20 protein-coding genes, 4 tRNA genes and 2 pseudogenes are annotated in these 24,609 nt (G+C 35.4%); 9 read left to right on the forward strand and 17 right to left on the reverse strand.

The genetic code is table 11. The features are described 5' to 3' along the window. A partial coding sequence (locus STRDD04_RS11190) for a transposase (RefSeq protein ID WP_197460093.1) occupies positions 1–117 on the forward strand: 117 nt, incomplete at its 5' end. 175 nt (positions 118–292) lie between these two features. On the opposite strand, the gene STRDD04_RS08830 is transcribed toward STRDD04_RS11190, so the two are convergent. The 16 genes from STRDD04_RS08830 to STRDD04_RS08900 form a co-directional block, all read right to left on the reverse strand. Beyond that, positions 293–364: transfer RNA gene (locus tag STRDD04_RS08830), tRNA-Glu, on the reverse strand. A 103-nt stretch (positions 365–467) separates the two neighbouring features. Then, positions 468–2,441 carry an ATP-dependent zinc metalloprotease FtsH gene (gene ftsH / locus STRDD04_RS08835; RefSeq protein WP_062201612.1) on the reverse strand — a complete coding sequence of 658 codons (1,974 nt, stop codon included), beginning with the start codon at positions 2,439–2,441 and terminating at the stop codon, positions 468–470. 17 nt (positions 2,442–2,458) lie between these two features. Next, the gene (gene hpt, locus STRDD04_RS08840; RefSeq protein WP_037615091.1) at positions 2,459–3,001 is read right to left on the reverse strand and encodes a hypoxanthine phosphoribosyltransferase; all 543 of its coding nucleotides are present in this window, start codon (positions 2,999–3,001) and stop codon (positions 2,459–2,461) included. A 4-nt stretch (positions 3,002–3,005) separates the two neighbouring features. Then, positions 3,006–4,283: a tRNA lysidine(34) synthetase TilS gene (gene tilS / locus STRDD04_RS08845; protein ID WP_062201614.1), complete on the reverse strand. Its 1,278-nt coding sequence runs from the start codon at positions 4,281–4,283 to the stop codon at positions 3,006–3,008. Next, positions 4,280–5,563 (reverse strand): serine hydrolase, encoded by a 1,284-nt coding sequence (locus tag STRDD04_RS08850; protein ID WP_062201616.1) that lies wholly within the window; start codon positions 5,561–5,563, stop codon positions 4,280–4,282. The genes tilS and STRDD04_RS08850 overlap by 4 nt, the downstream gene beginning before the upstream one ends. Next, complete coding sequence (locus tag STRDD04_RS11605) at positions 5,556–5,684, reverse strand: SP_0009 family protein (protein ID WP_148881641.1); 129 nt, start codon at positions 5,682–5,684, stop codon at positions 5,556–5,558. Before STRDD04_RS11605 ends, STRDD04_RS08850 begins: the two co-directional genes overlap by 8 nt. 2 nt (positions 5,685–5,686) lie before the next feature. Then, complete coding sequence (locus STRDD04_RS08855) at positions 5,687–6,055, reverse strand: septum formation initiator family protein (RefSeq protein WP_037615084.1); 369 nt, start codon at positions 6,053–6,055, stop codon at positions 5,687–5,689. Further along, positions 6,048–6,314 (reverse strand): RNA-binding S4 domain-containing protein, encoded by a 267-nt coding sequence (locus STRDD04_RS08860; RefSeq protein ID WP_037615082.1) that lies wholly within the window; start codon positions 6,312–6,314, stop codon positions 6,048–6,050. The genes STRDD04_RS08855 and STRDD04_RS08860 overlap by 8 nt, the downstream gene beginning before the upstream one ends. A gap of 88 nt (positions 6,315–6,402) precedes the next feature. Continuing rightward, the gene (mfd, locus tag STRDD04_RS08865; RefSeq protein ID WP_062201619.1) at positions 6,403–9,906 is read right to left on the reverse strand and encodes a transcription-repair coupling factor; all 3,504 of its coding nucleotides are present in this window, start codon (positions 9,904–9,906) and stop codon (positions 6,403–6,405) included. Then, positions 9,899–10,468, reverse strand: a complete 570-nt coding sequence (pth, locus tag STRDD04_RS08870) for an aminoacyl-tRNA hydrolase (protein ID WP_062201620.1) — start codon at positions 10,466–10,468, stop codon at positions 9,899–9,901. Before pth ends, mfd begins: the two co-directional genes overlap by 8 nt. Positions 10,469–10,540: 72 nt before the next feature. After that, on the reverse strand, positions 10,541–11,656 hold the full coding sequence (ychF, locus tag STRDD04_RS08875) for a redox-regulated ATPase YchF (protein WP_062201622.1): 1,116 nt from the start codon (positions 11,654–11,656) through the stop codon (positions 10,541–10,543). 202 nt (positions 11,657–11,858) lie between these two features. Continuing rightward, positions 11,859–12,053 carry a DUF951 domain-containing protein gene (locus tag STRDD04_RS08880; RefSeq protein ID WP_062201624.1) on the reverse strand — a complete coding sequence of 65 codons (195 nt, stop codon included), beginning with the start codon at positions 12,051–12,053 and terminating at the stop codon, positions 11,859–11,861. Positions 12,054–12,225: 172 nt separating this feature from the next. Beyond that, positions 12,226–13,362, reverse strand: a complete 1,137-nt coding sequence (dnaN, locus tag STRDD04_RS08885; RefSeq protein WP_062201626.1) for a DNA polymerase III subunit beta — start codon at positions 13,360–13,362, stop codon at positions 12,226–12,228. Positions 13,363–13,519: 157 nt separating this feature from the next. After that, positions 13,520–14,920: a chromosomal replication initiator protein DnaA gene (gene dnaA / locus STRDD04_RS08890; RefSeq protein ID WP_443031307.1), complete on the reverse strand. Its 1,401-nt coding sequence runs from the start codon at positions 14,918–14,920 to the stop codon at positions 13,520–13,522. 167 nt (positions 14,921–15,087) lie between these two features. Next, positions 15,088–15,849: a ParB/RepB/Spo0J family partition protein gene (locus tag STRDD04_RS08895; RefSeq protein WP_062201630.1), complete on the reverse strand. Its 762-nt coding sequence runs from the start codon at positions 15,847–15,849 to the stop codon at positions 15,088–15,090. A gap of 63 nt (positions 15,850–15,912) precedes the next feature. After that, positions 15,913–17,091, reverse strand: coding sequence for a serine protease HtrA (locus STRDD04_RS08900; RefSeq protein ID WP_062201632.1), 1,179 nt, complete (start codon positions 17,089–17,091; stop codon positions 15,913–15,915). A gap of 203 nt (positions 17,092–17,294) precedes the next feature. Between STRDD04_RS08900 and rlmH the strand changes: the two genes are divergently transcribed. The 8 genes and pseudogenes from rlmH (at position 17,295) to STRDD04_RS11050 (ending at position 21,900) form a co-directional block, all read left to right on the forward strand. Then, complete coding sequence (rlmH, locus tag STRDD04_RS08905) at positions 17,295–17,774, forward strand: 23S rRNA (pseudouridine(1915)-N(3))-methyltransferase RlmH (RefSeq protein WP_062201634.1); 480 nt, start codon at positions 17,295–17,297, stop codon at positions 17,772–17,774. A 43-nt stretch (positions 17,775–17,817) separates the two neighbouring features. After that, positions 17,818–17,891, forward strand: a tRNA-Arg gene (locus STRDD04_RS08910). A gap of 179 nt (positions 17,892–18,070) precedes the next feature. After that, positions 18,071–18,205: a bacteriocin gene (locus STRDD04_RS10705; protein ID WP_156469083.1), complete on the forward strand. Its 135-nt coding sequence runs from the start codon at positions 18,071–18,073 to the stop codon at positions 18,203–18,205. Between the two features lie 39 nt (positions 18,206–18,244). Then, positions 18,245–19,592 (forward strand): annotated as a pseudogene (locus tag STRDD04_RS11650) (GHKL domain-containing protein). Continuing rightward, positions 19,589–20,341, forward strand: coding sequence for a competence system response regulator transcription factor ComE (gene comE, locus STRDD04_RS08920; RefSeq protein WP_037615056.1), 753 nt, complete (start codon positions 19,589–19,591; stop codon positions 20,339–20,341). The pseudogene STRDD04_RS11650 and the gene comE overlap by 4 nt, the downstream one beginning before the upstream one ends. A 58-nt stretch (positions 20,342–20,399) precedes the next feature. Further along, positions 20,400–20,471: transfer RNA gene (locus STRDD04_RS08925), tRNA-Glu, on the forward strand. Positions 20,472–20,476: 5 nt separating this feature from the next. Then, positions 20,477–20,550, forward strand: a tRNA-Asn gene (locus STRDD04_RS08930). A gap of 92 nt (positions 20,551–20,642) precedes the next feature. Beyond that, positions 20,643–21,900 (forward strand): annotated as a pseudogene (locus tag STRDD04_RS11050) (IS3 family transposase). Positions 21,901–22,014: 114 nt separating this feature from the next. Here STRDD04_RS11050 and STRDD04_RS08950 read toward each other — a convergent pair. Continuing rightward, entirely contained in the window at positions 22,015–24,591 is a 2,577-nt protein-coding gene (locus STRDD04_RS08950; RefSeq protein ID WP_062201638.1) for a YfhO family protein, read from the reverse strand. Positions 24,592–24,609: the final 18 nt, after the last annotated feature.

Here is a 24,609-nt window from a genome sequence, read left to right on the forward strand (position 1 = left end):
AAAGTCATCAAGCGCAACGCTTTTGGATTTCGGAACTTTGACAACTTTAGAACTAGAATCCTCATCGCTTTGAATATCAAAAAGGAGAGAACCAATCCGGTCCTCTCCAGATGTTAGCTGACATCGACCCACTACAGTTGACAAAGAGCCAAAATAACACCCCAAATGTTAGATTTTTCTGTCTAACTTTTGGGGTGCGGTTCAGTCTTTCCTAACGGGTTTTCAAAATAAAGTAGGATTCAAACCTACGACATAGTTCTGCGTCGCTGCTAATCAGGGCATGATAAAAATATAGTCCGTACGGGATTCGAACCCGTGTTACCGCCGTGAAAAGGCGGTGTCTTAACCCCTTGACCAACGGACCATTTAATCTTTTTTTAGAACACGTTCTATTATATCAATTTTTTCTCTCTTGTCAATAATTAATTAAACAAAAGAAGCTAGAATTTTTCTAACTTCTTTCATTCTTAATTTTTTTCTTCCATTTTTGATTTAATTTCATCATAGGAAAGGGCATGTGCTTCTCGATCTAAGTCTTTTTCTGATTCCTCAGGCATTCGACCTTTCTCATATAAAGATTTAATTTGAGTACTGTCGAGTGTTTCATATTTGAGAAGTGCCTCAGCAATCAATTTGTGAGTCTTACGATTTGATTGGATAATATCTGCTGCTTTGTTTCGTGCCTCATTTAGAAGATTTCTGACTTCTTCATCAATTTCATAAGCCGTTTGTTCTGAAATTGTTTTTTGCGGGCTTGCTGCACCAAACATGGCGTGATTTCCTTCGTATTGAACCGGTCCAAGTTTATCACTCATTCCGTATTCTGTGACCATACTGCGAGCCATCTGAGTTGCCTGTTCAAAGTCATTAGATGCACCCGTAGTTTGAACATTAAAGATAATCTCTTCAGCCACACGACCACCCATAAGTCCAGCCAGTTGTTCTTTCATATCTTCTTTAGACAGAAGCATTTGGTCTTCCTTAGGTAGGGCAATCATATAGCCACCAGCACGACCACGGGGAACGATGGTTACCTTATGAACAACACGAGCATTTGACAAGACTAAACCAACAATTGTATGTCCAGCCTCATGGTAAGCAACCAATTCCCGTTCTTTTTGTGATACTGTTTTGTCTTTCTTGGATGGCCCAGCAATGACGCGATCTTCTGCCTCATCAATATCAGAAGCATCAATAACAGTTTTGTTACGACGTGCCGCAACTAAGGCAGCTTCATTAAGAACATTCTCAAGATCAGCACCGACAAATCCTGGTGTTTGTTGAGCAACTAGCTTCAAATCAACATTTTTCGCCAGCGGTTTATTTTTAGCATGAACACGAAGAATGGCTTCACGGCCTTTAACGTCAGGACGACCAACCAAAACTTTTCTATCAAAACGGCCAGCACGTAGCAGGGCTGGATCCAATACATCTGAACGGTTGGTAGCAGCAATGATAATGATGCCTTCATTGCCTTCAAAACCATCCATTTCAATCAAGAGCTGATTAAGGGTTTGCTCACGTTCATCGTTTCCGCCACCAAGGCCAACACCACGCTGACGTCCAACTGCATCAATCTCATCAATAAAAATAATAGCTGGCGCTGCTTTTTTAGCATCCTCAAATAGAGAACGCACACGACTAGCACCGACACCAACAAACATCTCTACAAAGTCTGAACCAGAGATACTAAAGAAAGGAACGCCTGCTTCGCCCGCAACAGCTTTAGCAAGAAGGGTTTTACCTGTTCCTGGAGGCCCCTCAAGGAGAACACCTGCCGGAATACGAGCTCCCAACTTGGTATAACGTTTTGGATCTTTTAAAAATTCAACAACTTCAACAAGCTCTTGCTTTTCTTCTTCAGCTCCGGCAACATCTGAGAAGCGTACTTTGATATCTTCTTTATTAGTAGCGCGAGCTTTGTTGCGTCCAAAATTCATGGCTCCACGAGCACCGCCGCCACCACCTTGATTCATCATTGACATTAGGAAGAAAGCAATGAACATAAATGGAACAATGGAAATAAAAATATTAATCCACATACCACTTGAGCTCTCGCGCTTAATTGTAATCTCTGTTTTATGTTCAGAAGCTAACTTTTGAAGATCAGAGACAGTCGTGTCTGAGGGTAAAATGACACTAGTAAATCTGCTGACTTTTGAGATTTCTGGAGTAAAAAACTGGATCCCTGTTGTATCTTTTGATTCTTTGGCAGATTTATAAGTACCTGATACTTCAATGACACTACCGTTTGGTTGGTAGCTTATCTCTTTGACATTATCATCCGTAATCTCTTTAACTAACTGAGTGTAGTTAATTTGCTGACTGCGTCCTGCAGCATTTCCTGTAAAGAAATACTGAAATCCTGTAACTAGAATTACAATGATCAGAATATAGAGAAAAGGATTTTTTATAAAGCCATTATTTTGTTTATTTTTCATTTATATTTAGTAAACCTTTATTTTGTATACACTTCTTCTTTTAAGACACCGACATAAGGAATATTACGATAATATTCTTCATAATCCAGTCCATAACCAACTACAAATTCATTTGGAATTGTAAAGCAAGTATAGTCTGCATTGATATCAACAACACGTCCTTCAGGTTTATCCAGCAAAGTCGCAATTTTTACAGATGCTGCATTTCTTTCTTTAAATAAATTACAAAGATTTTTTAAAGTTTGCCCAGTATCTATAATATCTTCGATAAAAAGAACATCACGTCCAGCAATATCCTGATCAATATCTTTGATAATATTAATCACTCCGCTGCTAGCTGTGCCGCCATGGTAGCTAGATACCAGCATAAAATCCAACTCTATATGTGTGTCTATATGCTTAATCAATTCAGCCATAAAAGGAACGGAACCTTTTAAAATTCCTACGAATATAGGCTTCTTATCTTGATAATCCACTGTCAGCTGTTTCCCTAACTTTTTAGCCGCAGTTACGATTTCTTCGTGAGTAATTAATATTTTTTTAATATCTTGTTCTAGCATAATTTTACCTATCTAATTTCTGAATATAAAGTACAGTACCCATTATATCACTTTTTAATTCCTTACTCAAATCACTGATAGCAATATTTACAATTGCCAGAATCTGTTGATTCTGTTCTATAATAATCGCTTTTTCTCGTTCTTCAAATGGGATTTTTTGATCAATGAATAATCGCCGAAGTTTTTTATGGTGCCCCTTTAAACAAAGCAAGTCACCTGGTTTTCTATAACGCAAGATAAGAGGTGTTTCACGTGAAACAGAAATTTCTTGAACATTTTCGCCATTCAAAGGAAAGCCAAATGAGAATTGATACTCCCCAAATTGAAGTAGATTACCACATTCTAACAGAATTGAGTCCACTTTCAAATCAGACTTACGACTGATTTTTCTGATTTCAAAGTGCTTATAATCCTTGACTAATTTGTAGTTATTCTTTAAGTGGTGAATATAATTGGCTTTTGTTCGTAAAATTCTTAGTATTTCTGCAAATTGTTTTTTATTTAGATTTAAAGTAGGAAATTTCTTTAAATATTCCTGCAGAAGAAAACTCTGAACCTCAGGAATCTGTTGCTTAAAAACCTCCAGATTCGTAACTTCCAGTCCTTGCGTCAGATGAGACAAGGCTGTTTGCAAATCCTGCACCTCTTTTCCTAAAGAAATCAAGGAATCCTGAAATCGAGGATTTTCTTTTTCTAGACTAGGAAGATAGAGATTACGGATGCGATTTCTAAGATAATCATTTTGAAAATTGCTCTCATCTTCAAAATGCAAAATTTCAGGAAAGTATTGCTTATGAAAATAAAGAAGAGGCCGAATTAATTCACCATTTGCAAAAGGTTGAATTTCTTTCATACCTGACAAATGGCAAATCCTTGCTCCTCTTAGCAGTCTCATAAACACCGTTTCAGCCTGGTCCTCGGCATGATGGGCTGTGACTAAAGCTGTGTATCCTTCTGTCAGCATGATTTCTTCAAAAAAATGATAACGAAAATATCGAGCTTTTTCCTCGGTAAAATCACCTGAAAAATTTGAGCTGAAAAATTTCACTCCAAGTTGATGGGCAAAATTTGACAGCTCTTGTTCTTCCATATCAGACTCCAGACGTTGCTTATGATTAATATGCGCAATTCCCAGTTCAATCTCAAGCTCTTCCCTGTTTTGGTGCAAAAGATGGAACAAAGTCATCGAATCTAGACCGCCAGAAACTGCTACGAGCACTTTCTGATGGTTTTGAAAATACTGTTTTTCCTGCATTTTCTTTCGAAATTCCTGATTCATCATTTCAGAACTCCATACACATCATCTGCGATTTTTGAAATTGTATCGTAATCTGAATTATTAGTAAAAATAGCAATAATAAATGGCGAGTCAGCATACACAATAGCAACATCATGCTTAAAATCATAAGCATCCCCAATTTTATGAGCGACTTTTACATTGATATTTTTAGAAATCCGCTGATCATCAAAATTAGTCTGAGATAAGGCATCAACAATCATACCATTTTGCTCATAAATAGCTTCCATAACGTTCCCAGCCATTCGAGCAGATGCCTGCCTGCCTTCGACATCCCACTTTTTACCCGCAATTTTTTCAACAGTCTTTTGAAATTTGCTGTCAGATTGATTGCTTGTATAGTAAGCTAAGATATTATGAGCCACATTATCTGATTCTTTTGCTACACCATTAATTAAGTCTTGAACAGAATATTCCTTGTCGTCCGATGACTTAGAAATACTTCCACTCCCTTCAGGATTATAAGCACCAGCAAAATCATTAACCGCTGCAGTATATTTCAATTTTTTATCCAAGGAAAGTGTATGATTGGTCAGTTCCTCCTGAGCATAATAAAGGTAAGCAAGCTTCGTTACACTGGCTGAATACATCTGCTGATCTGGATTAATACCAGCTTCTCTGCCTGTATCTAACTGTTTTACATAGATAGAAAAATCGTTCTTTTTATATTTAGATGTTAAAATCTCCTGAACCTTCTCCATCCGATTGTCCTCCTCGGAAAGAAAATCGACAGACACCCAACCCTGCCCTTCAATTTGCGCATATTCTCCCTTAGCCGTTTGAGCAACTTGAACCACCTTTACTTTACTATAAGGAAGCACTTTCGCTGCAATTTTTTTAGAACCGTTGATAGGCACAGTAGCATAGAGAGCATAGTTAGGAGACAGCCACATATTCTGACTGACACTTGTAACAGACTGAACCGTATCTTCATAAATCATGTTTTTATCAGCAATAACAAACTGATCATTCTTTAATTTAAAGATTGGAGTTCCATCTTCATTGACATGAAATTCTGTCAACTGTATCGGCTGGTCTGGAAGAAGTTTTCCAGCTACAGTAGTCAAAGTAGCATCTGTAAATGTTGGAGTTTCCTCATAAACATTAGGATTAGTCGGAATACTGGTATAGTATCGGCCATAAACTGTACTTGTAAGCTGATATTTTTCTTCTTCATTTAAACTAATCTCTTTTTCAGTACTGATGACTGTAAAACTGCTAGATAATGCTGGCAGTAAAAATAGCAGCAAAAGTAACTTACGCATGACCTCCCCTTTCCTTTGTTTTTTCTTGAAGTTTTAAAGCTTGATTTTTTTCGGATAATTCTGTTAATTTTTCATCCGAAAAAGATAAAAATTGCTCTATTTTTTGAAGTACATTTTCCATAATTATTGTGGTAACAAATCTGGTATCGTATAAATGTATTCTCCTTCTTTTGAAAAAGAATACTTAGCACGGGCGTATTTGGCAGCATAGCTGTCATCTTTTAACTTGGTCGCAATATCAGACTGATAAGTTTTCTCCTCACTTAGCTTTTCATATTTCTTTTGCAACTCTGTATATTGAACACGACGATTGAGCAAAGTCTGATAGTTTTGGTATAAATTATAAGTTGGTAGAATAAAGAGCAGAATCACTAGAATTAAAACCCACCCCATAAAGCGATTCCTTTTTCGACGTTCTTCGTCAAGATATCTACGACGCTGATTTTCATCTTGGATAAAGCGATTATTTATCTGAACAATATTTCTAGGCATTTTCTTCAATCCTTGTTTCACTGATAATTTCATACATTTTCGCAGCATCTTCTTTTTTAGTACTGTCTTTCATCTCAAGAACCCGCACTGTTAGTAGTTTATTGCCAAAACGAACTTCAATTTGATCATTGATTTTCAAATCTGTCGAACTTTTTGCCAAGATTCCATTTACCTTGATACGGCCTTTATCTGCTACCTCTTTAGCTACAGGGCGCCGCTTGATAATGCGTGATACCTTTAAATATTTGTCTAATCTCATAGTCTTTTCCTCAATTTTCTCTTAATATTCTATCATGCTTTTGAAAGAAACAAAGCCAAAAAACTGAAATTTTACCGAATTGTAATGTTTATTGAGCTTTTCGATTCTTGATTTCTACCAATTTTTCACCAAAGTTCAGCAAGTTTTCCAAAATCTCGAAATCTTTTTTGTGTCGAACATCAAAAACAACTTCAATCAAGCCTTTCTGCTCACCAATTCGAGCCTTTAGGTTTGTCATTGACAAGGCTTCAAAATAATCCTGAGTCAGATAGATTTGCTGAGAGATTTTTTCAAAACGAATGCTAACAGATTCTTGCTTCCGCTCAGCAAGTGCTACAAAAGCCTGATCAAGATAGGACTTGACTAAGCCAATCTCTAGTAAATAAGCCACTACGTCCGGATATTCTCCAAAGCGGTCAATCAATTCATCTTGCAAATGTTCATAATTTACACGATTGTCAATCTCACGAATTCTCTTGTAAACCTCAATTTTTTGACGTTCATCAGAAATATAATCACTTGGAAGATAGGCATCAATTTGAAGATTGATTTCAGCATTGCTTTTTTGGCGCTTGGTTTCCTTACCTTGCTTCTTAGCAATGGCCTCTTCCAAAAGCTGAGAATACATTTCAAATCCTACAGAATCAATGAAACCAGACTGTAAACTTCCTAAAATATTTCCTGCTCCTCGGATAGACAAATCCCTCATAGCAATCTTAAATCCAGATCCCAACTCGGTAAATCCTTTAATGGCTTCTAGTCTTTTTTCTGAAACTTCAGTTAGAGTTTTATCTGGCCGATACATAAGATAAGCATAGGCGATTCGATTGCTGCGGCCAACCCGACCACGAAGTTGATACAAGGTTGACAGACCCATATGGTCAGCATTTTCGATAAAGAGAGTATTTGCATTTGGAATATCGACGCCTGTTTCAATAATCGTTGTTGTGACTAAAATATCGTACTCACCATTAACAAAGTCTAATAAGGTATTTTCTAAACGCATCTCAGTCATCTGTCCATGAACATAACCAATTGAAGCCTCTGGAATCAACTCTTTTAATTCAGAAACTTTTTGCTCAATGGTGTCAACTTTATTGTAAAGGTAGTAAACCTGTCCGCCTCGGTCTATTTCACGTAAAACCGCAGCCCGAATAACTGTACTATTATTCTCTAAAACATAGGTTTGGACTGGATAACGATTTGTCGGTGGGGTTTCAATTACCGATAAATCTCGAATCCCTAACATCGACATGTGTAGGGTTCTTGGAATAGGGGTAGCCGTCAAGGTCAGAACATCAACCTTCTTTTTTAGTTCCTTTAACTTTTCCTTATGCTTGACACCGAAGCGCTGCTCTTCATCTATCACAAGTAGCCCCAAATCAGAAAATATCACATCTGCTGATAGAAGGCGATGGGTACCGATAATAATATCAATCCGCCCTTTTTCCAACTTTTCCAGAGTCTCTTTTTGCTCCCCTTTGCTTCTAAAACGACTGAGAACATCGACACTCACGGCAAAATCGTTGAAACGTTCTTTAAAGTTTGTGTAGTGTTGCTGAGCCAAAACAGTGGTCGGAACCAAGATAGCCACCTGCTTATGATCGCTGACAGCCTTAAAAGCAGCCCGCATGGCTACCTCAGTCTTCCCAAAACCAACATCTCCAACCAAGAGTCGGTCCATAGGACGGTCGCTTTCCATATCTCTCTTGATTTCTTGGATACTTCTGAGCTGATCATCTGTTTCCACATACGGAAAGGCATTGTCAAACTCTACTTGATACTGGTCGTCACTAGAAAATTGGAAACCTTTTAATTGACTACGCTCCGCATATAATTTAATAAGGTCATCAGCAATATCTTCAACCTGATGTTGTACTTTTTGCTTCGTTTTTTGGAAACGCCCATCATTTAACTTGTTAATTTTAGGTGCTTTTCCATCGCTGGCTACATATTTAGACAAAAGATTGATTTGATCCACTGGAATGGAGATACGATCTTCATTTTGATACTGAATCGTCAAATAATCCCGATGAACTCCTGAAACTTCAATCGTTTCAATTCCTAAATAGCGACCAATACCGTGGATATTATGAACCACATAATCGCCTTTTTCTAGTTCATTATAATCTTTCAGCCTTTCAGCATTGGAAATATTTTGACGACGAATCCTACGTTTGATTTTTTTCTGAATCATCTCATGTTCAGTAATCAAAACGATTTTTTCATCGACAAAATTAAATCCTTGACCTAAGTCTCCTTCTATCAGCTGTACAGCTTTTTCATGGATTGATTTTTCCTTGATATAGTCTAAATGAATCTCATAATCCTGTAAATTTTTATGTAAACTTTGTAAACTTGAAGATGAATTCGCCTGCAAAACTACTGTATAATCTGATTTTCTATAGCGATTGATTTCTTCTTTTACTAGAGGAAACTGACTAAAAAATTCCTGCATCGGATATTGATTAAATTGATAAAGTGCATCAAATTTTAAATTCCCCAATCCTTTATGAAAGTTAGAAAAAAATGTAGCAGGTTTATATTTACGATAGTCTTGATAACTATTTGCAAAGTATTTTTGGTTTGATAATGCTTTACTGTTTTGTAAATCATCTGTCAAGATATTTGCAACCTCTAACTCAAACTGGGCATGCTTGTCCATTATCTTTTGAAAATCATCAAAAAATATAGGAGTGTGCGTTGGCAAATAGTCTAAAATAGTCCATTCTTTCTGATAGAATAAAGAAAGAAATTTGCGAATATCGGCATGATGAAATTGCTCTCTAGCAGAGCTCAACACTTCTTCTAAATAGGATTTCAAAGAAGGATCAAGAACCGTAGAAAGAGCTGCTTCTAGATTTTTATGTCCCCTTGCATAATCTTCTTCTGTCAATAGAAGATCTGTGACAGGCTCTATTAAAATCTGTTCCACATTTTCAAGAGAAAGTTGATTTTCAGGATTAAAAATTCTTATGCCATCAATCTCATCGCCAAAAAATTCTATCCGATAAGGATATTGAGCCGAGCATTCAAAAATATCTAGAATATCCCCTCTCAGACTGTACTCTCCTTGGCTGAGAACTTGCGAAACTTTTTTATAACCATTCCTTGACAAAGACTTTACTAGCTTGTCAAGATTATATTCTTTACTAACAGAAAGGATAAGCTCAGATTTTTTAAAAATATCAGGCTGGGGCAATAATAAGCGACTGGCTACAACGTTGATGATTAGAATACCATTTTTCTCTTTGTCCGATAAAAAATTCATGGCCTCTAATCGGGCAAAGATTTTTTCTTGAGATGAAAAAACAAACTCAGCCAAAGGTGTATCATCTGCGAAGAAAGTGTAGACCTTTTCTTCTCCCAACAAAGAAATCAAATCACTAGCCAGACGCTCTGCTTCATTTTGACTCGAAGTGATGACTAGGATTTTCTCCTGCTCTTCTAAGCTACTGGCAATCGCCAAAGCTTTTGTTGAAGCTGAAAGTCCCATTACTAACTGCCGGGTCTTCTTTTGTAATTGTTTCTTCCAGTCTACAATTTGTCGATTTCGACCAAATATATCAAGTAGTGTCATTGTCTTATCCATTATATTGTTGCATGGTTTGCTTAAAATTATCAGTTTGTAAATAATGATTTACAGCACTGTCAACCCTATCTAATGTATTTAAAACACTGATATAATCTTCTTGATCAAATTTTCCTAAAACATGATGAATAACTGACATATTATTTTTAGGTCTTCCTATGCCAATTTTTACTCGCTTGAATTCCTGTGTTCCAATATGTTTAATGATGGACTTAATACCATTGTGCCCACCAGCCGAACCCTTGGTACGAAGACGAATTTTTCCAACTTCCATATCTAGATCATCATAGATAACGAGTAAGTCATCTATATCCAAGCCGTAGTAAGTGAGCAAGGCATGGACTGCTTTTCCACTTTCATTCATAAAAGTAGTCGGTTTTACAAAATAGACTTTTTCTTCATTCAAGAAAGTTGAAGCAATTTCCGCTTGAAAAATCTTATCTGCTGTAAACTTTAGATTTAATTCTTTACACATCTTGTCAACTAACATAAAACCAATATTGTGTTTTGTTTCGAAATATTTATCTCCTGGATTTCCCAATCCAACAATTAATTTTGTCATTTTACTCCTTTATAAAAGCCAAAAGGGCTGGAAATTTCTTTCCAACCTATGTATTTTAAATTTACACTTAATTTACACGTTAAAGCGGAATTCCATAATATCGCCATCTTGAACGATATATTCTTTTCCTTCTTCACGTAAGCGTCCAGCTTCTTTTACCGCCTTTTCAGATCCATATTTCACTAAATCATCATAAGACATCGTCACTGCACGGATGAAACCTTTCTCAAAGTCTGAGTGAATGATACCAGCTGCCTGAGGAGCTTTCATGCCACGTTTGAAGGTCCAAGCCCGGACTTCCTTTTCACCAGCGGTAAAGTAGGTTCCAAGTCCCAATAGATGATAGGCTGCACGTGTCAATTTGTCTACCCCTGACTCTGTCAAGCCAATAGCTTCTAGAAATTCAGCCTTATCTTCATCATCCAATTCAGAAATTTCTTCCTCTGCACGCGCTGAAATGACAACAACCTCAGCATTTTCTGTAGCAGCAAATTCGCGAATCTGCTTCACATAGTCAATATTATCTGGATCTCCAACTTCATCTTCACTGACATTGGCCACATAAAGAACTGGCTTAGTCGTTAAGAGAAAGAGACCTTTGACGATTTTTTGTTCTTCTTCTGTAAACTCAATTGTGCGAGCTGACAGACCATCTTCCAGAACTGGCTTGATTTTTTGTAAAACATTGAATTCTGCAACTGAGTCTTTGTCTTTCTGAGTTCGAGCCATTTTCTCAACACGTGCATAGCGTTTGTTAATGCTTTCCAGATCGGCCAAAATAAGCTCTAGATTGATGGTCTCAATATCAGCCATAGGGTCGACAAAATCAGACTCACGGCCCTGTTCCCGCATGACATTTTCATCATCAAAGGCACGGACTACATGAACGATAGCATCCACTTCGCGGATATTGGCCAAGAATTTATTTCCCAGACCTTCACCTTTCGAAGCTCCCTTTACAATACCTGCAATATCTGTAAACTCAAATGTAGTGGGAACCTTCTTTTGAGGTTTAATCAATTCTGTTAATTTGTCCAAACGAGCATCTGGCACTTCTACCCGACCGACATTTGGATCAATTGTCGCAAAAGGGTAGTTGGCAGCTTCTGCCCCTGCTTTTGTAATTGCATTAAATAAAGTTGACTTACCAACATTCGGCAAACCAACGATTCCTGCTGTTAAAGCCATATTTTATCATTCTCCGTTCACATTTCAATCCCTAACATTATAGCACAAAAAGTAAAAACATGTGAAGTCTTTTTAACCAGAATTAAAACAAGGAAAAAGTCTTGATAATGGCTATAATGAGGATTTAGATAATCATCCACGAAATTTAAAAAATCTTTGAGAAGCTATTCTTTCAATATTTTCAAAGAAACCATCCTAGAATCTAATCTAGAATCTTCTTCATTTTCCTCTCAAAATCATGGCGACTCATCATGACGACATGATTGCAGTTGCTGCATTTAATTTTAATATCAGCGCCCAAGCGTGTAATTTCCCAGCGATTAGCCTTCTTGCCAGTTGACTTAATTGTACAAGCATGAGGTTTTTTCATTTCTACAAAAGTTCCAAGTTCGTACATATGCTGCTCCTTTTAATAATATTATTTTTCCATTTCTTTTTTCAGTCCTCTATGTAGACTGATCAGTATATAATCATACCCGTATTATATCACATCTTTTGAGTCTACTTACTTGAAAATTATTGAAATAAAACAAGGTGGACGTATCCAACCTTGTCTTAAATATTATCTTCTAATTGGTACGGACTGGAGTGATGAGCTGGATAAAGTTTTCAGCATCTTCGCTTGGTACCAAGGTGAAAGGCCGAACAGCTGAAATAAAGCTGATGGTCACCTGCTCGCTATCAACTGCCTTTAGAGCTTCAATCAAATAGGTGGGATTGAAACTAATAGTCAAATCTTCTCCTGACACACTTTCTGTATCAATTTCTTCATTTACGCGTCCAACTTCTGGTGAATGTACATGAGCGCTGACAATTCCTTTCACAATCTCCAATTTCACTGTTCCATTTTGGGTCGCATTGGATAGAAGGCGCGACCGTTCCATGGCATGACGTAAATTATTGGTATTAAAGGTCACAACGCTTGAAAATTCTGTCGGAATCAAGCGGTCTGTGTCAGGATAGTTCCCTTCCAGCAGGCGCGTATAAAAACTGATATTTTCACTTCTAAAGAGAAGTTGATTATTGGCAAAGAAAACCTCTACTGTTTCAATATCATCTATGAAAACAGCCGTAAATTCACGCAGAGAACGGCTAGGAATCACCACATCAAAGTTATCTCCGTTTTTGTCCAAAGTAATCTTCTTTTGACTCATCCGGTGAGAATCTGTCGCAACTGTTTTGAGCGATTTATTTTCTGTCAAAACAAAATGAACACCCGTTAAAATCGGACGACTTTCTTGCGTGCTGGCAGCAAAAGCTGTCTCATTGATGATATTTTTGAGAATTTTTGTTTCCAGAACTAGCGGATTATTGGTAGAAACTTCTTGGATGCGTGGGTATTGATCAGCATCTTTTCCTTTCAGCGTAATTTCTGACTTACCACTAGTAAGGACGATTTGTTTCTGCTCAATTTCTTTAAAATCAAGCACAATATCAGGCAAACTAGAAATAACATTAATAAAGAAAGTTGCTTCTAGTAAGATAGAACCTGGTGAAGTAATTAAAAGTCCAGCATTCTCATTTTGAACTGAAATGAAGTTTTCAATGGAAATTTGACCATTGGAACCAATCAAGGTAATGCCTTCTTTCGTTACATCAATTTTAACTGTTGATAAAATTGGAATTGCATTTTTATTACTGATGGCTCTTTTTGTAGTATTTAAAGCTTGCAGGAATAAATTTTTATTAATAGAGAAGTGAATCATAGGGACTCCTTTTATTATTTATGATTATTAAGTTAATAGTAATAGTAGTTCTTGTGGAACTTGTGGAAAAATGATTTGAAGTTGCTAAAATCAAGTTTTGAGACTTGTTCACAACTTGTGGAAAAAGCCTCAGGTAAATTAAATGTTATCCACACCTTTATTTTATCTTGTTTTTGATATTCTCAATTTCAAGGCGTAAGCTGTCGTCCGTTTCAAGTCTAGTTTTGATTTTTCCATGCGCATGTATAACTGTTGTATGGTCTTTGCCGCCAAATTCTCGTCCAATTTTTGGTAGGCTGTTATCTGTTAGTTCACGAGCTAGATACATGGCTACTTGTCTGGCTAAAACAATATTTTGGACTCGACGGCTTCCCTTCATTTCCTTGACACTGACGCCATAGAAATTACCTACCTCAGACTGGATTTTTTCAATCGGAATGACTGTCACTTGACTGGAGTCTTGCTTGCGAGCACGAATAGCTTCAGCAGCGATGTCAATCGTAATTTCTTTTAAATTGCGAACTCTTGCAATGAGCGTAATATCATTTAGAGCTCCTTCTAAATCTCGAACATTTGAGTCAAATTGTCCGGCGAGGTATTCCAAAGTATCATTAGGGAAAATATAGTCAAGATTTTCGATCTTATTTCTGAGGATAGCAATCCGAGTTTCAAAATCGGGCGGAGTAATATTTTGAGTAAGCCCCCATTTGAAGCGTGTGACCAAACGTTCTTCCAAATTATCAAGATGATCTGGACTACGGTCGCTGGTCAGCACAATCTGCTTGTTATCTCCGTGAAGTGCATTGAAAGTGTTAAAAAATTCTTCCTGAGTAGAGACTTTTTTTCCTCCAAGGGATTGGATATCATCAATTAAAAGCAAATCCAAACTGCGATAGATTTTTTTGAAATTATCCATATCACCGAGCCTCAGATGCTCCAGAAAATCATTGATAAAAGTTTCTGCTGGAATATATTTAACACGCGCATCAGGAATATTTTCCAAAATTTGATTGCCGATAGCATTGAGTAAGTGAGTTTTTCCTAGCCCTGGACCGCCATAAATAAAGAGTGGGTTATAAGTTGTTGCTAAATTTTCAGAAACAGCCAAGGCTGCTGCTTTAGCCCAGATATTTCCATCTCCCTGTACAAAATTATCAAATGTATATTTAGCTTTTAATCCAGTATCAATCGGCGGTAAACTTGGTCGAAATGAAACTTTTTCAGTGCATTCTTCCAGCGGATGTTTCGACAACTCTTCGTTTCCTGCATCTTCAAAGACATATTTTCCAGTGATTTGATCGTTGAAAATCTCAAATCCAGCTGTAAGAATCACGCCAACTAAATTTTGTTCCCAAAATAGTTGTTTTACGGGGCTGTCAAGAAAGATTGTGGCTTGATTATTATCAATTTTTATTAACTGAGCTTCAGCTACAAAAAAGTCATAAGTTGTTTGTTTTAACTGAGCGGCTGAAAGCTCTAAAATTCTCTGCCAAAATTCTTGCTCTTTGGTCATTTCACTCCTCCTTTTCACAAAATTTTTCTCTATATCGAATTTCATTTTAACATAAAATCAGATAGTTTTCCACAAGATGTGAAGAAAAAATAACAATGTTTATAAAAGTTATCCACAGTTTGTGAATTACTAGACTATTCCTTATTTTTCAAGGTTTTATAAGGATTTTTTAGTGGACAAGTCTGTTAGTTTTAAAAAAGAAAATAACAGCTCTATTTCAAGCTGTTTATAATTCGTTGGTATTCTTCCTCATTTTCAAAAGGAAGAATTATTTTTCCTTTTGAATGACCTTTTAATTGAATAATGACATCCAAACCAAGGATTTTTTTCAGTTTTTCTTCTTCAGAATGAGCAAAAATTTCTTTCGTCTTTTTCTTCTTTAACTTTTTTGTTTTCTGTAATGAATGTTCAAGAGCACGCACGGATAGATTGTCTTGAACAATTTTTTCAAGCCAGAAGGATTGTTCTTCTTTCTTAAGGGGAATCAAGAGGCGAGCATGTCCTTGAGAAATGACTTCCTCTTTGATAGCATTAAGGATGAAAGTGGGCAGATGTAACAAACGTACAAGATTACTGATATAAGGCCTGGATTTTCCCATAATTGTCGCAATTTCTTCGTGAGTCAAGCCCCTGTCAATCAGATGCTGATAAGATTCAGCTTCCTCAATTGGATTTAGATCCTCTCTTTGCAAATTTTCAATAATGGCTTGCTTCATCATGTCATCGTCAGATAGGTCTTTAATGAGGGCAGGAATGTTTTCTAAGCCAGCAATCTTAGCAGCTCGGAATCGTCTTTCACCTGCTAAAATTTCGTAACCAAATAAGGAAGATTTTCTCAAAATAATAGGCTGAATAATTCCATTTTCTTTAATAGAAGCCGCTAACTCATTCATCTTTTCTTGAGAAAAATTTTTTCTAGGTTGATAAGGGTTTGTTCGAATGTCTTTTAGTGATATATATTGATAATTTTCCATTTGTATATAGAATAACACACCTTTACGATCGTGTAAAGGTGTGTTGACAATTCTGTAAATGATTTAATTGCCGCCCAAATCTTGAGTTGATTTAGTCAGTTTAATGGTTGTTGTTGCTTCTTTACCATCACGATAGTAAGTAACTTTTATCTCATCTCCGATAGCATGCTTGTAGAGTGCAGATTGTAAATCACTGGTTGATTCAACTTCTTTATCGTCAATTTTTGTGATGATATCGTATTTCTGAAGCTTATTTTCAGCAGGCATACCTTCTTGAACAGAGCGAACAAGGACACCTGATTTTACAGATGAAGGAAGATTCAATTTTGCTAAGTCAGTGGTGGTAATATTAGCCAAATCGAGCATTTGGATTCCTAGAGCAGGGCGTGTAACTGTACCACTTTGTTCCAATTGATTGATGATATTGACAACGTCATTAGATGGAATCGCAAATCCCATACCTTCTACAGAGGTTTGGTCATTGTTTGAGATTTTACTAGATGTAATGCCAATTACTTGTCCTTGAATGTTGATGAGTGGGCCGCCAGAGTTACCAGGGTTGATAGCAGCATCTGTTTGAAGTGCAGTTGTTGAAATATTTTGACCGTCTTCAGATTGAAGTGTCACATTTCTACCCAGACTGGAAATGATTCCTTGTGTTACAGAGTTGGCATATTCTGTTCCAAGAGGGCTTCCGATTGCAATAGCAGTTTCTCCTACTGTCAGGGAGCTAGAATCCCCGAATTCGGCTACATCAGTTACTTTTTCAGAGCTAATCTTTACTACAGAAATATCAGAATAAACATCTGAACCAACAACTTCTCCTGGAACCTTGCTACCATCTGCTAAAAGTATATCAACATTTGTTGCACCATTCAGAACATGAGTGTTGGTAACAAGGTAGGCATATTTTCCTTCCTTCTTATAAATCACTCCAGATCCTTCACTAGCGACCTGAGGCTCATCATTTGATTCATTATTGATAATTTCTTGTTTATTGGAATCTGCGTAAGTGATAACAGATACAACTGCATTTTGGACCTTTTTAACGGCCTTTGTGGTGTCGGTTGAGTTTTTATAAGCAGTTGATATTGTGGTTTTAGAATTAGAAGAGCTGATACTAGCTAATTTAGCAGTAAAAAATGTAGTAGCTAAATTTCCTAGGCTTCCGCCAATAAAGCCCACAACTAAAACAATAAAAAGCAACAAAAACTTTTTGAAGAAGTTTGAAGCGTTTTTCATATTTTCCTCCTTGGATTACAATTGATGAAATTATAAAAATCTATTCTTAATTATAACTTAAAATCCACAAGTTTTCCACAACTTGTGGAAAACTTAGAAAAAATGTTGATAGAGGTTAGAAAATCCATAGATAAATCAAGTAGTACATAAAAAAGTTTTGTGAATAAAGTGTGAAATTTATGTGGATATGATAGAATATAAATATGAAAATAAAAATTGTAACCGTTGGAAAATTAAAAGAAAAGTATCTCAAAGATGGAATTGCTGAATACGCCAAGCGTCTTAGCCGATTTTGTAAGTTAGAAATTTTGGAATTAGTAGATGAAAAAACGCCGGATAGAGCTAGTGATTTGGAGAATCAGCAAATTCTCGAAAAAGAAGGAAATCGCATTTTATCAAAAGTGGCTGAGCGAGAATTTGTGATTGCTTTGGCTATTGAAGGGAAACAATTTCCTTCAGAAGAGTTTAGCTCTATTATAAACGGTATCACAGTCCGTGGTTTTTCTGATATTACTTTTGTTATTGGTGGAAGCTTGGGTCTGCATTCTGCTGTTAAAAAAAGAGCCAATCTACTGATGAGTTTTGGAAAATTGACGCTCCCTCATCAACTGATGCGTCTTGTCCTGGTAGAACAGATTTACCGTGCTTTTATGATTCAGCAGGGGAGTCCTTATCATAAGTGAATCTTGACGATAGAAGATTTTTCTGATAGAATGAAATGGTATTGGTCTCATAGCTCAGCTGGATAGAGCATTCGCCTTCTAAGCGAACGGTCGCAGGTTCGAATCCTGCTGGGATCATTTTATTTTATATAGTAGCACAGCACGAAAAACTTCGTGTTTTTTTGTTGTTTTTTTGATAAAATAACATTTCAGGAATAAAAAAATACATTTTAGATGAGTTTGGACGATGATTTAAGAATTTATTTATAATAGTTTTTGTAAGGTAAAACTTACAAAAAAATTTTTAGGAGATTATGATGAAAAAAACTCAAGAAAACTTCAAAGCGCTGACTCAATTTACAAATTTAAATGAGAAAGAACTAAAAAAAGTTATTGGAGGAGACAGCAGACGCTTAAATTTTGGAGGTTTCATTAAATTTTTTGGTAAATAAATTTATATCATGAGATAAGTAATTTGGGAGAGAGGAAGAATGTTAGAATTAGTATTATGGGGTAGTGTTCAATTAATAGAAGTTTTTGCAATTATAAAAATTTATAAAAAAATAACAAATAAAGTAAAATCTAGGTTTTACTTTACTTTTCTATGTATTGGAATTTTAATTCCTTTACCCTTATTGATATTAAACTTTGAAACTATTTTTGTTTTATTAAGATATATTTTATACTATTCTGGAATATTAATTCAACCTCTTTTTTTCTATTGGTATTTTTACAAAAAAGAAAAATTATCTACTCCCTTTGCTTTATTTCTATCCTTTTTCCTTTACCTAGCAGTGTATACTTCTTCGACTTTTTTTTGCAGTCATTATTTCGTCTGCTACTGGAGATCAATTTGTAGAGACTAATTGGGGTACTTTTTATATTTTTATTGAACTTATTTCCCTTTTCTTTATGTTAAAATCTATTGACTACTTTGACTTTCGACTTAGAGATTTTAAGGAACAGGTCTTTAAAAATACAATTAATAGAATCAATCTATTTTATTTTATAGATATCTTCCTATTAAATATTTCTCATTGGCTAAGTGAAGTCAAACATTTTAATAGTCTCAGCAGCATGCTGGCAACTATTTGTTTTTTAATGTTTATGTCCACGCTTTTTTATTTAAAAGCAGTTCGAGAAAAATATGAAAAAGAAGAGGAAATAAAACAAAAAGAGTTGGAACAGCTTCAACTGCAACAATACACTGACGAAATAGTTTCTCTGTATAATGAGATTCGAGGTTTTCGTCATGATTATGCAGGAATGCTGACTAGCTTTCAGATGGCTATCAATACTCAAGATATCAAGGAAATTGAAAAAATCTATCAAGAGGTTTTAGTTGATGCAAATTTAAAATTACGTTCGGATAAATATACTTATTTTGATTTGAATAATGTTGGAGATTCTGCTCTGCGGAGTGTTATGACGGAAACTTTATTTAAGGCGCGTGATAATCAGATTGATTTGACCTTTGAAGTAAAGGATCCTGTTGAGAGATTGCCTATTAAGCTGTTAGATGTTGTGAGGATAGCCAGTATTTTATTAAATAATGCTGTTGAGGGAGCTATCGAAAGCTATGAGAAAATGATTCATGTGACCCTAGTTCAGTTGGATACAGAAATCATTTTTGTTGTAAAAAATTCCCGCAAGCAAAGAAAATTAGACTTAGAAGAAATTTATGAACCAGAGTTTTCAACTAAAGGTTATAGAAGAGGTTTAGGTTTAAATAATCTGAAAGAAATTTTAGAGAATTATGAATATATCATGCTTGACACAGAAATAAATAAGCATGATTTCACCCAAGTATTAACAATAAAAAGAAGGAATAGCCTATGAGAATTTTAGCGTTAGAAGATACATTATCCCATCAGGTCCGTATGGAGACAATATTAGCAGAAATTGCTGATGAAATGGGTCTAGATATCCAAGTAAAAATTACAGGAAAAATTCAAGAATTTAAAGAATATGTTGAGAATGAGGATGTAAATCAGATTTATTTTCTGGATATAGATATTAAAGGGGAAGAAACAAAAGGATTGGAGGTTGCTCGCTTTATTCGTCATCACAACCCATATGCAATCATCGTCTTTGTAACCTCAAAATCAGAGTTTGCTACTATGACGTTTAAATATAAGGTATCCGCTCTCGATTTTATTGATAAAGATATAAATGATACTTCCTTTAAAAAACGTATAAAAGACTGTATTATTTATACGAAAAATACTTTGATTGCAAATACCAACATGGTTGACTACTTTGAATATAGTTATCGTGGGAATGACGTGCGCGTGCCATTTAATGATATTTTATATATTGAAACTTCGGGCTCTTCTCATAAACTGCGGATTGTTGGAAAAAATTTTATCAAAGAATTTTATGGAACCATTTCCAGTGTTCAGGAGCAGGATGAGAAAACCAAACGTTTCTTTTCTTCTCATAAATCTTTTTTAGCAAATATTGATAATATTCGTGATTATGATAAGAAAACAAAAGAAATTGTGTTTTATGAAGGCCATCGCTGTCCAGTTTCTCGTCTAAGAATTAAATATTTAAAAGAAATTTTAAAAAATAAATCAAAAAAATAGTTGACAAAGGATAAAAAGCTGATATAATAGAATATGTTCTGAAAAAGAACATATCAATGGTCCGTTGGTCAAGGGGTTAAGACACCGCCTTTTCACGGCGGTAACACGGGTTCGAATCCCGTACGGACTATATTTTCCGCCATAGCTCAGTTGGTAGTAGCGCATGACTGTTAATCATGATGTCGTAGGTTCGAGTCCTACTGGCGGAGCTAGTAAGCACTTTATAAGTGCTTTTTATTTTATAAAGATTGTATTTAAAAAGCGAGATGTTGAACCGCACCCCGAAAGTCTAACTTTCGGGGTGTTTTGTTATGTCTTAACATATGAGAATAAAGTTCAGATCTATGAACTCAGAAAACAAGGATATAGCTACAAGCAACTTTCAAATAGATAAGGGGGAAATATTTCTAATCTTTAGATACTTGTTTAAGTTAATCAATCGTTTTGGATTAGAGAGTGTTAAGAAAAGGAAAAATTTTTAGTATTCCCCTGAATTAAAACAAGAAATAATTGATAAACTCTTACTTGAAGTTTGTCCTCAAGAAAGTGTATCCCTCGACTATGTTCTTCCAAATCGTGGAATGCTTCCTAATTGGCTCGTAAAATACAAGAAAAATGGGTCTACTATTATTGAGAAAATCAGAGGGAGACCGTCTAAAATGGGATGCAAGCCAAAGAAAAACTGGAAACAAATGACTAAACTAGAGTCCTTCAAGAAGAGAATGAACGCTTTCGTACTGAAGTAACTTACCTAAAAAAATTAAGAGAGCTTGAAGCCAAGGAAGAAGCCTTACGACACGAAAGACAGAGACAGTTAGAGAAATGGTATCAGGAGGATTTCGACTAGATTTCCTTCTTGAAACGGCTGGCTTGCCTCGTTCAACTGATGATTATCAGCTGAAACAACTTGATAAAGAGATTAAAGAAGAAATTCAAGCAATTATCGTCGCATCCATTTAGAACTAAAGAATCGTAGATTTCCGGTTAATCACAAAAAGGTTCAACGTTTGATGAAAGTTATGGGTCTAAGCGCTCGTATTCGTCGTAAACGGAAGTACTCTTTTTATAAGGGGGAGATTGCTAAGAAAGCTGAACATCTCATACAACGCCAGTTTAAAGGATCTAAGCCATATGAAAAATGTTATACAGATGTAACTGTGAATTTTCTTTGCCACATGTTAAAGGGAGGCTCTATTTAGCCCCTATTCTTGATGGATATAACGTGAAATTACAGCTTATAATCTTTCTTGTTCGCCTAACTTAGAGCAGGTGAAAACAATATTAGAACAGGCATTTACAGACAAACAACATGACATACCATTCTACACAGTAGCCAAGGTCGGCAGTATCAACACGCATCTTATCACCAGTTTCTGCAGTTCAAGGGCATTAAGCCTTCAATGTCACGAAAGTGGAAAACTCCAGATACTGGCATGATAGAATCCTTCTTTGGCATTTAAAAAGCAGAGATTTTTTATGGCTTTGAACATCAGTTTAGGTCATTATAAGACCTTAAAAAAGCCATTATAGACTACATTGATTACTACAACAACAAATGAATTAAAGTCAAACTAAAAGGATTTAGTCCTGTCCAATACAGAACTAAATCCTTTACTTAAATTATTTGTCTAACTTTTTTTTGGCATTACAAGTTTATTCTCGCTTTTTTAGTATTATGATTTTTTCCTGATGCGTTGATAGAGAAGAAAGAGTAAAATACCTGACAGGGAAGCTATACAACCTTCTTTCAAGCCGCGAGGTATAAAGGTTAGTGTAGCTTGTCCTTTTCCTTTTGGAACATCAATTTTCATAAAACCATTTTGAGCTTGCTGTAAGTTAACTGGTTTGCCGTTTAACTGAGCTGTCCATCCTTTATCATATGGAATGGTAAAAAATAAAGAAGTATCTTTATTAGCCTGATAATGAGCTGAAACAGTATTCAAATTATTTTTTACAGTAACAGGTTGTGCTTTTAAGTTCTCAAAAACCTTTTTATATTGTTCAATATTGACAGCAAAGAATTCCGGACTATTAAAAGAAATAGTAGAATTTTGTGGAAAAGTGAATCGTACAGAGATGGTTTGAGCCTGATTGAAGTAGCCAATATTAAAAAAAGGAAAAACATTATTTGTTGAGTAACGGGTTGTCACGTTGTTTACTGTAATGTCAACATCTGTTTGTTCGTCATTTGAAAATTGGATATCTGGAAGATTGACATAAACTTGACTACTAGAAGACACCTCGATTGAGTAATCAACACTAGCATATGTTGCATCATTATTTTTATCAATAGTAACAGAAATTTTATTATCTTTAATTTCTAGATTTTCATTTTTGGGTATTGCTGATAATCTCTGATAATATTTAAAATCAAATCCTGACAATTGATTTAAAAAAGTTGTCTGATTATCAAGTGTCAAATTTGTAAACTTGACATTCTTGTAAACATCATTTGTCAAGAAAGCTAACCCCAAAGCATACTTATTTTCATAGAGGGTCATTGAATTTTCAGTATTCTCAGCAGAAAAACCAAATTTCTGTGGGGATGTCTCTGACAAATTGTACTTTACAGCAAAGAGACTATCCATTAAAATACTATTATTTTGATAACGAAGATTGAGATTTGTTCCCGCTGATTTAAAACCTAATTTATCTAGAGTCGAACTAGCCTGTGTATTTCTGACAGACGAAAATTGAGAAATTCCGTTGTAGTTGAATTTCATGCTGTCATTTCCCGTTTGAGGATCAAGTCTCTCTGTTCGAAAGAAATCCTTACTTTTTTCCTTGCTATATTTGACCAACTTGTCAATCTCATTCATTTTTTTTGAATAGGATGAACGACTAGCGAATACCCATTCCTTAGCAATTCCATTAACTTGATAATAGGAATTTAGAGAAAGCTCAAAAGTAACAAAAAATAGTAAAGATAGAGTAAACATACTTTGCCGAATATGAGAACGAGTAAAAGCGAAAGTTATCAAGAGATAAGATAAGAAAAATTCTAAGGTTAAAATATAGTTTTCTGGACCAAGAAAATCATAATGTTGACTGTAGAATAGTGTAGCTAGAAAACCTGAAAAAATAATAATAAAGCCAACAAGTGCTTGTTTCCATTTAATTTTATCTAAACGATTGAGAGTTTCTGCAGCCATCAAAATGATAAAAAGCGAAAAGAGCCAAGAATAACGATGAAGAAACATATTGGGAGCATGCATTCCTTGCCAAAGCAAGTCTAAATACTGTAGTCGGAAACTTGCTATAAAAATGACAATTAGAAAAAGATAGGAAAGTTTCACGTGAAACTTGATACTTTTTAAAGTGAAAAATATGATACTCAAAATGAGGGGAAAAATTCCAACGTAAATCATAGGAATAGATCCATACTTTGTTGTATCAAAACTTCCTATAAAATTCTTCGCAAAAATATCCAAATACCAACTTTTTTCAGTGAGCAAGCTTTCAACCTTTGTCAATTTTTCGCCATGTGAACTTAGATCTAAATAGGTTGGCAAAATCATAATCAGACTAGTGAGGCCTGACAATACTGAAACAATACAAAAATCAGGGACAGACTTAAGCCTTGCCTTGAAGTTCCAGGAAAGCTGTACTAGATACCAAAGTACTAAAAATAAGGCCATCATGTAACCAAAATAATAGTTTTGGATAAAGAGAATTGACAAGCTTGTAAAGTATAAAACTCTCCCTTGTCCATTCATCAACTTGTGTAAACCTAATATAATGAGAGGGACTAAAATAAATACATCTAACCAAGTTTTAATTTCTAGTTGACTGACTGAGAAACTCATCAAGGCAAATGAAGTTGACAGAATCAAAATCAGTGTATCTGGAATCTTTTTAAAGATCCCTTTGATACTAATGAATGTTGTCAATCCTATCAAGCCAAATTTAATAAGTGTAAACAAGTAGACTGCATCTGGCATTGATTTTAAATCAAAAAAGTAAAGGAAGGGTGAAAGAAAACTTCCTAGATAATAGCTAGATAAAGCATAAAAATTTTGTCCTAATCCACTTGAAAATGTGTAAAAAAGACTATCCGTTCCATGAAGGATATTCCTCAATGTCGTATCAAAAACGACATACTGATGGAAGCCGTCTCCAAGTAAAGGTGAAGTATCGCTTCCCCAGTAAATTCCTTGACTCATATAAACAAAACACATGATGAGAAAAGGTAAGATGAAGGAAGCAAAATAAAGCCAATTTTTCTTTAAAAAATATATGATTTTTTCCATGTTTCTTATAGAGAAAGA

The sequence above is a fragment of the Streptococcus sp. DD04 genome, from assembly GCF_001578725.1.
Lineage (GTDB): Bacteria > Bacillota > Bacilli > Lactobacillales > Streptococcaceae > Streptococcus > Streptococcus sinensis.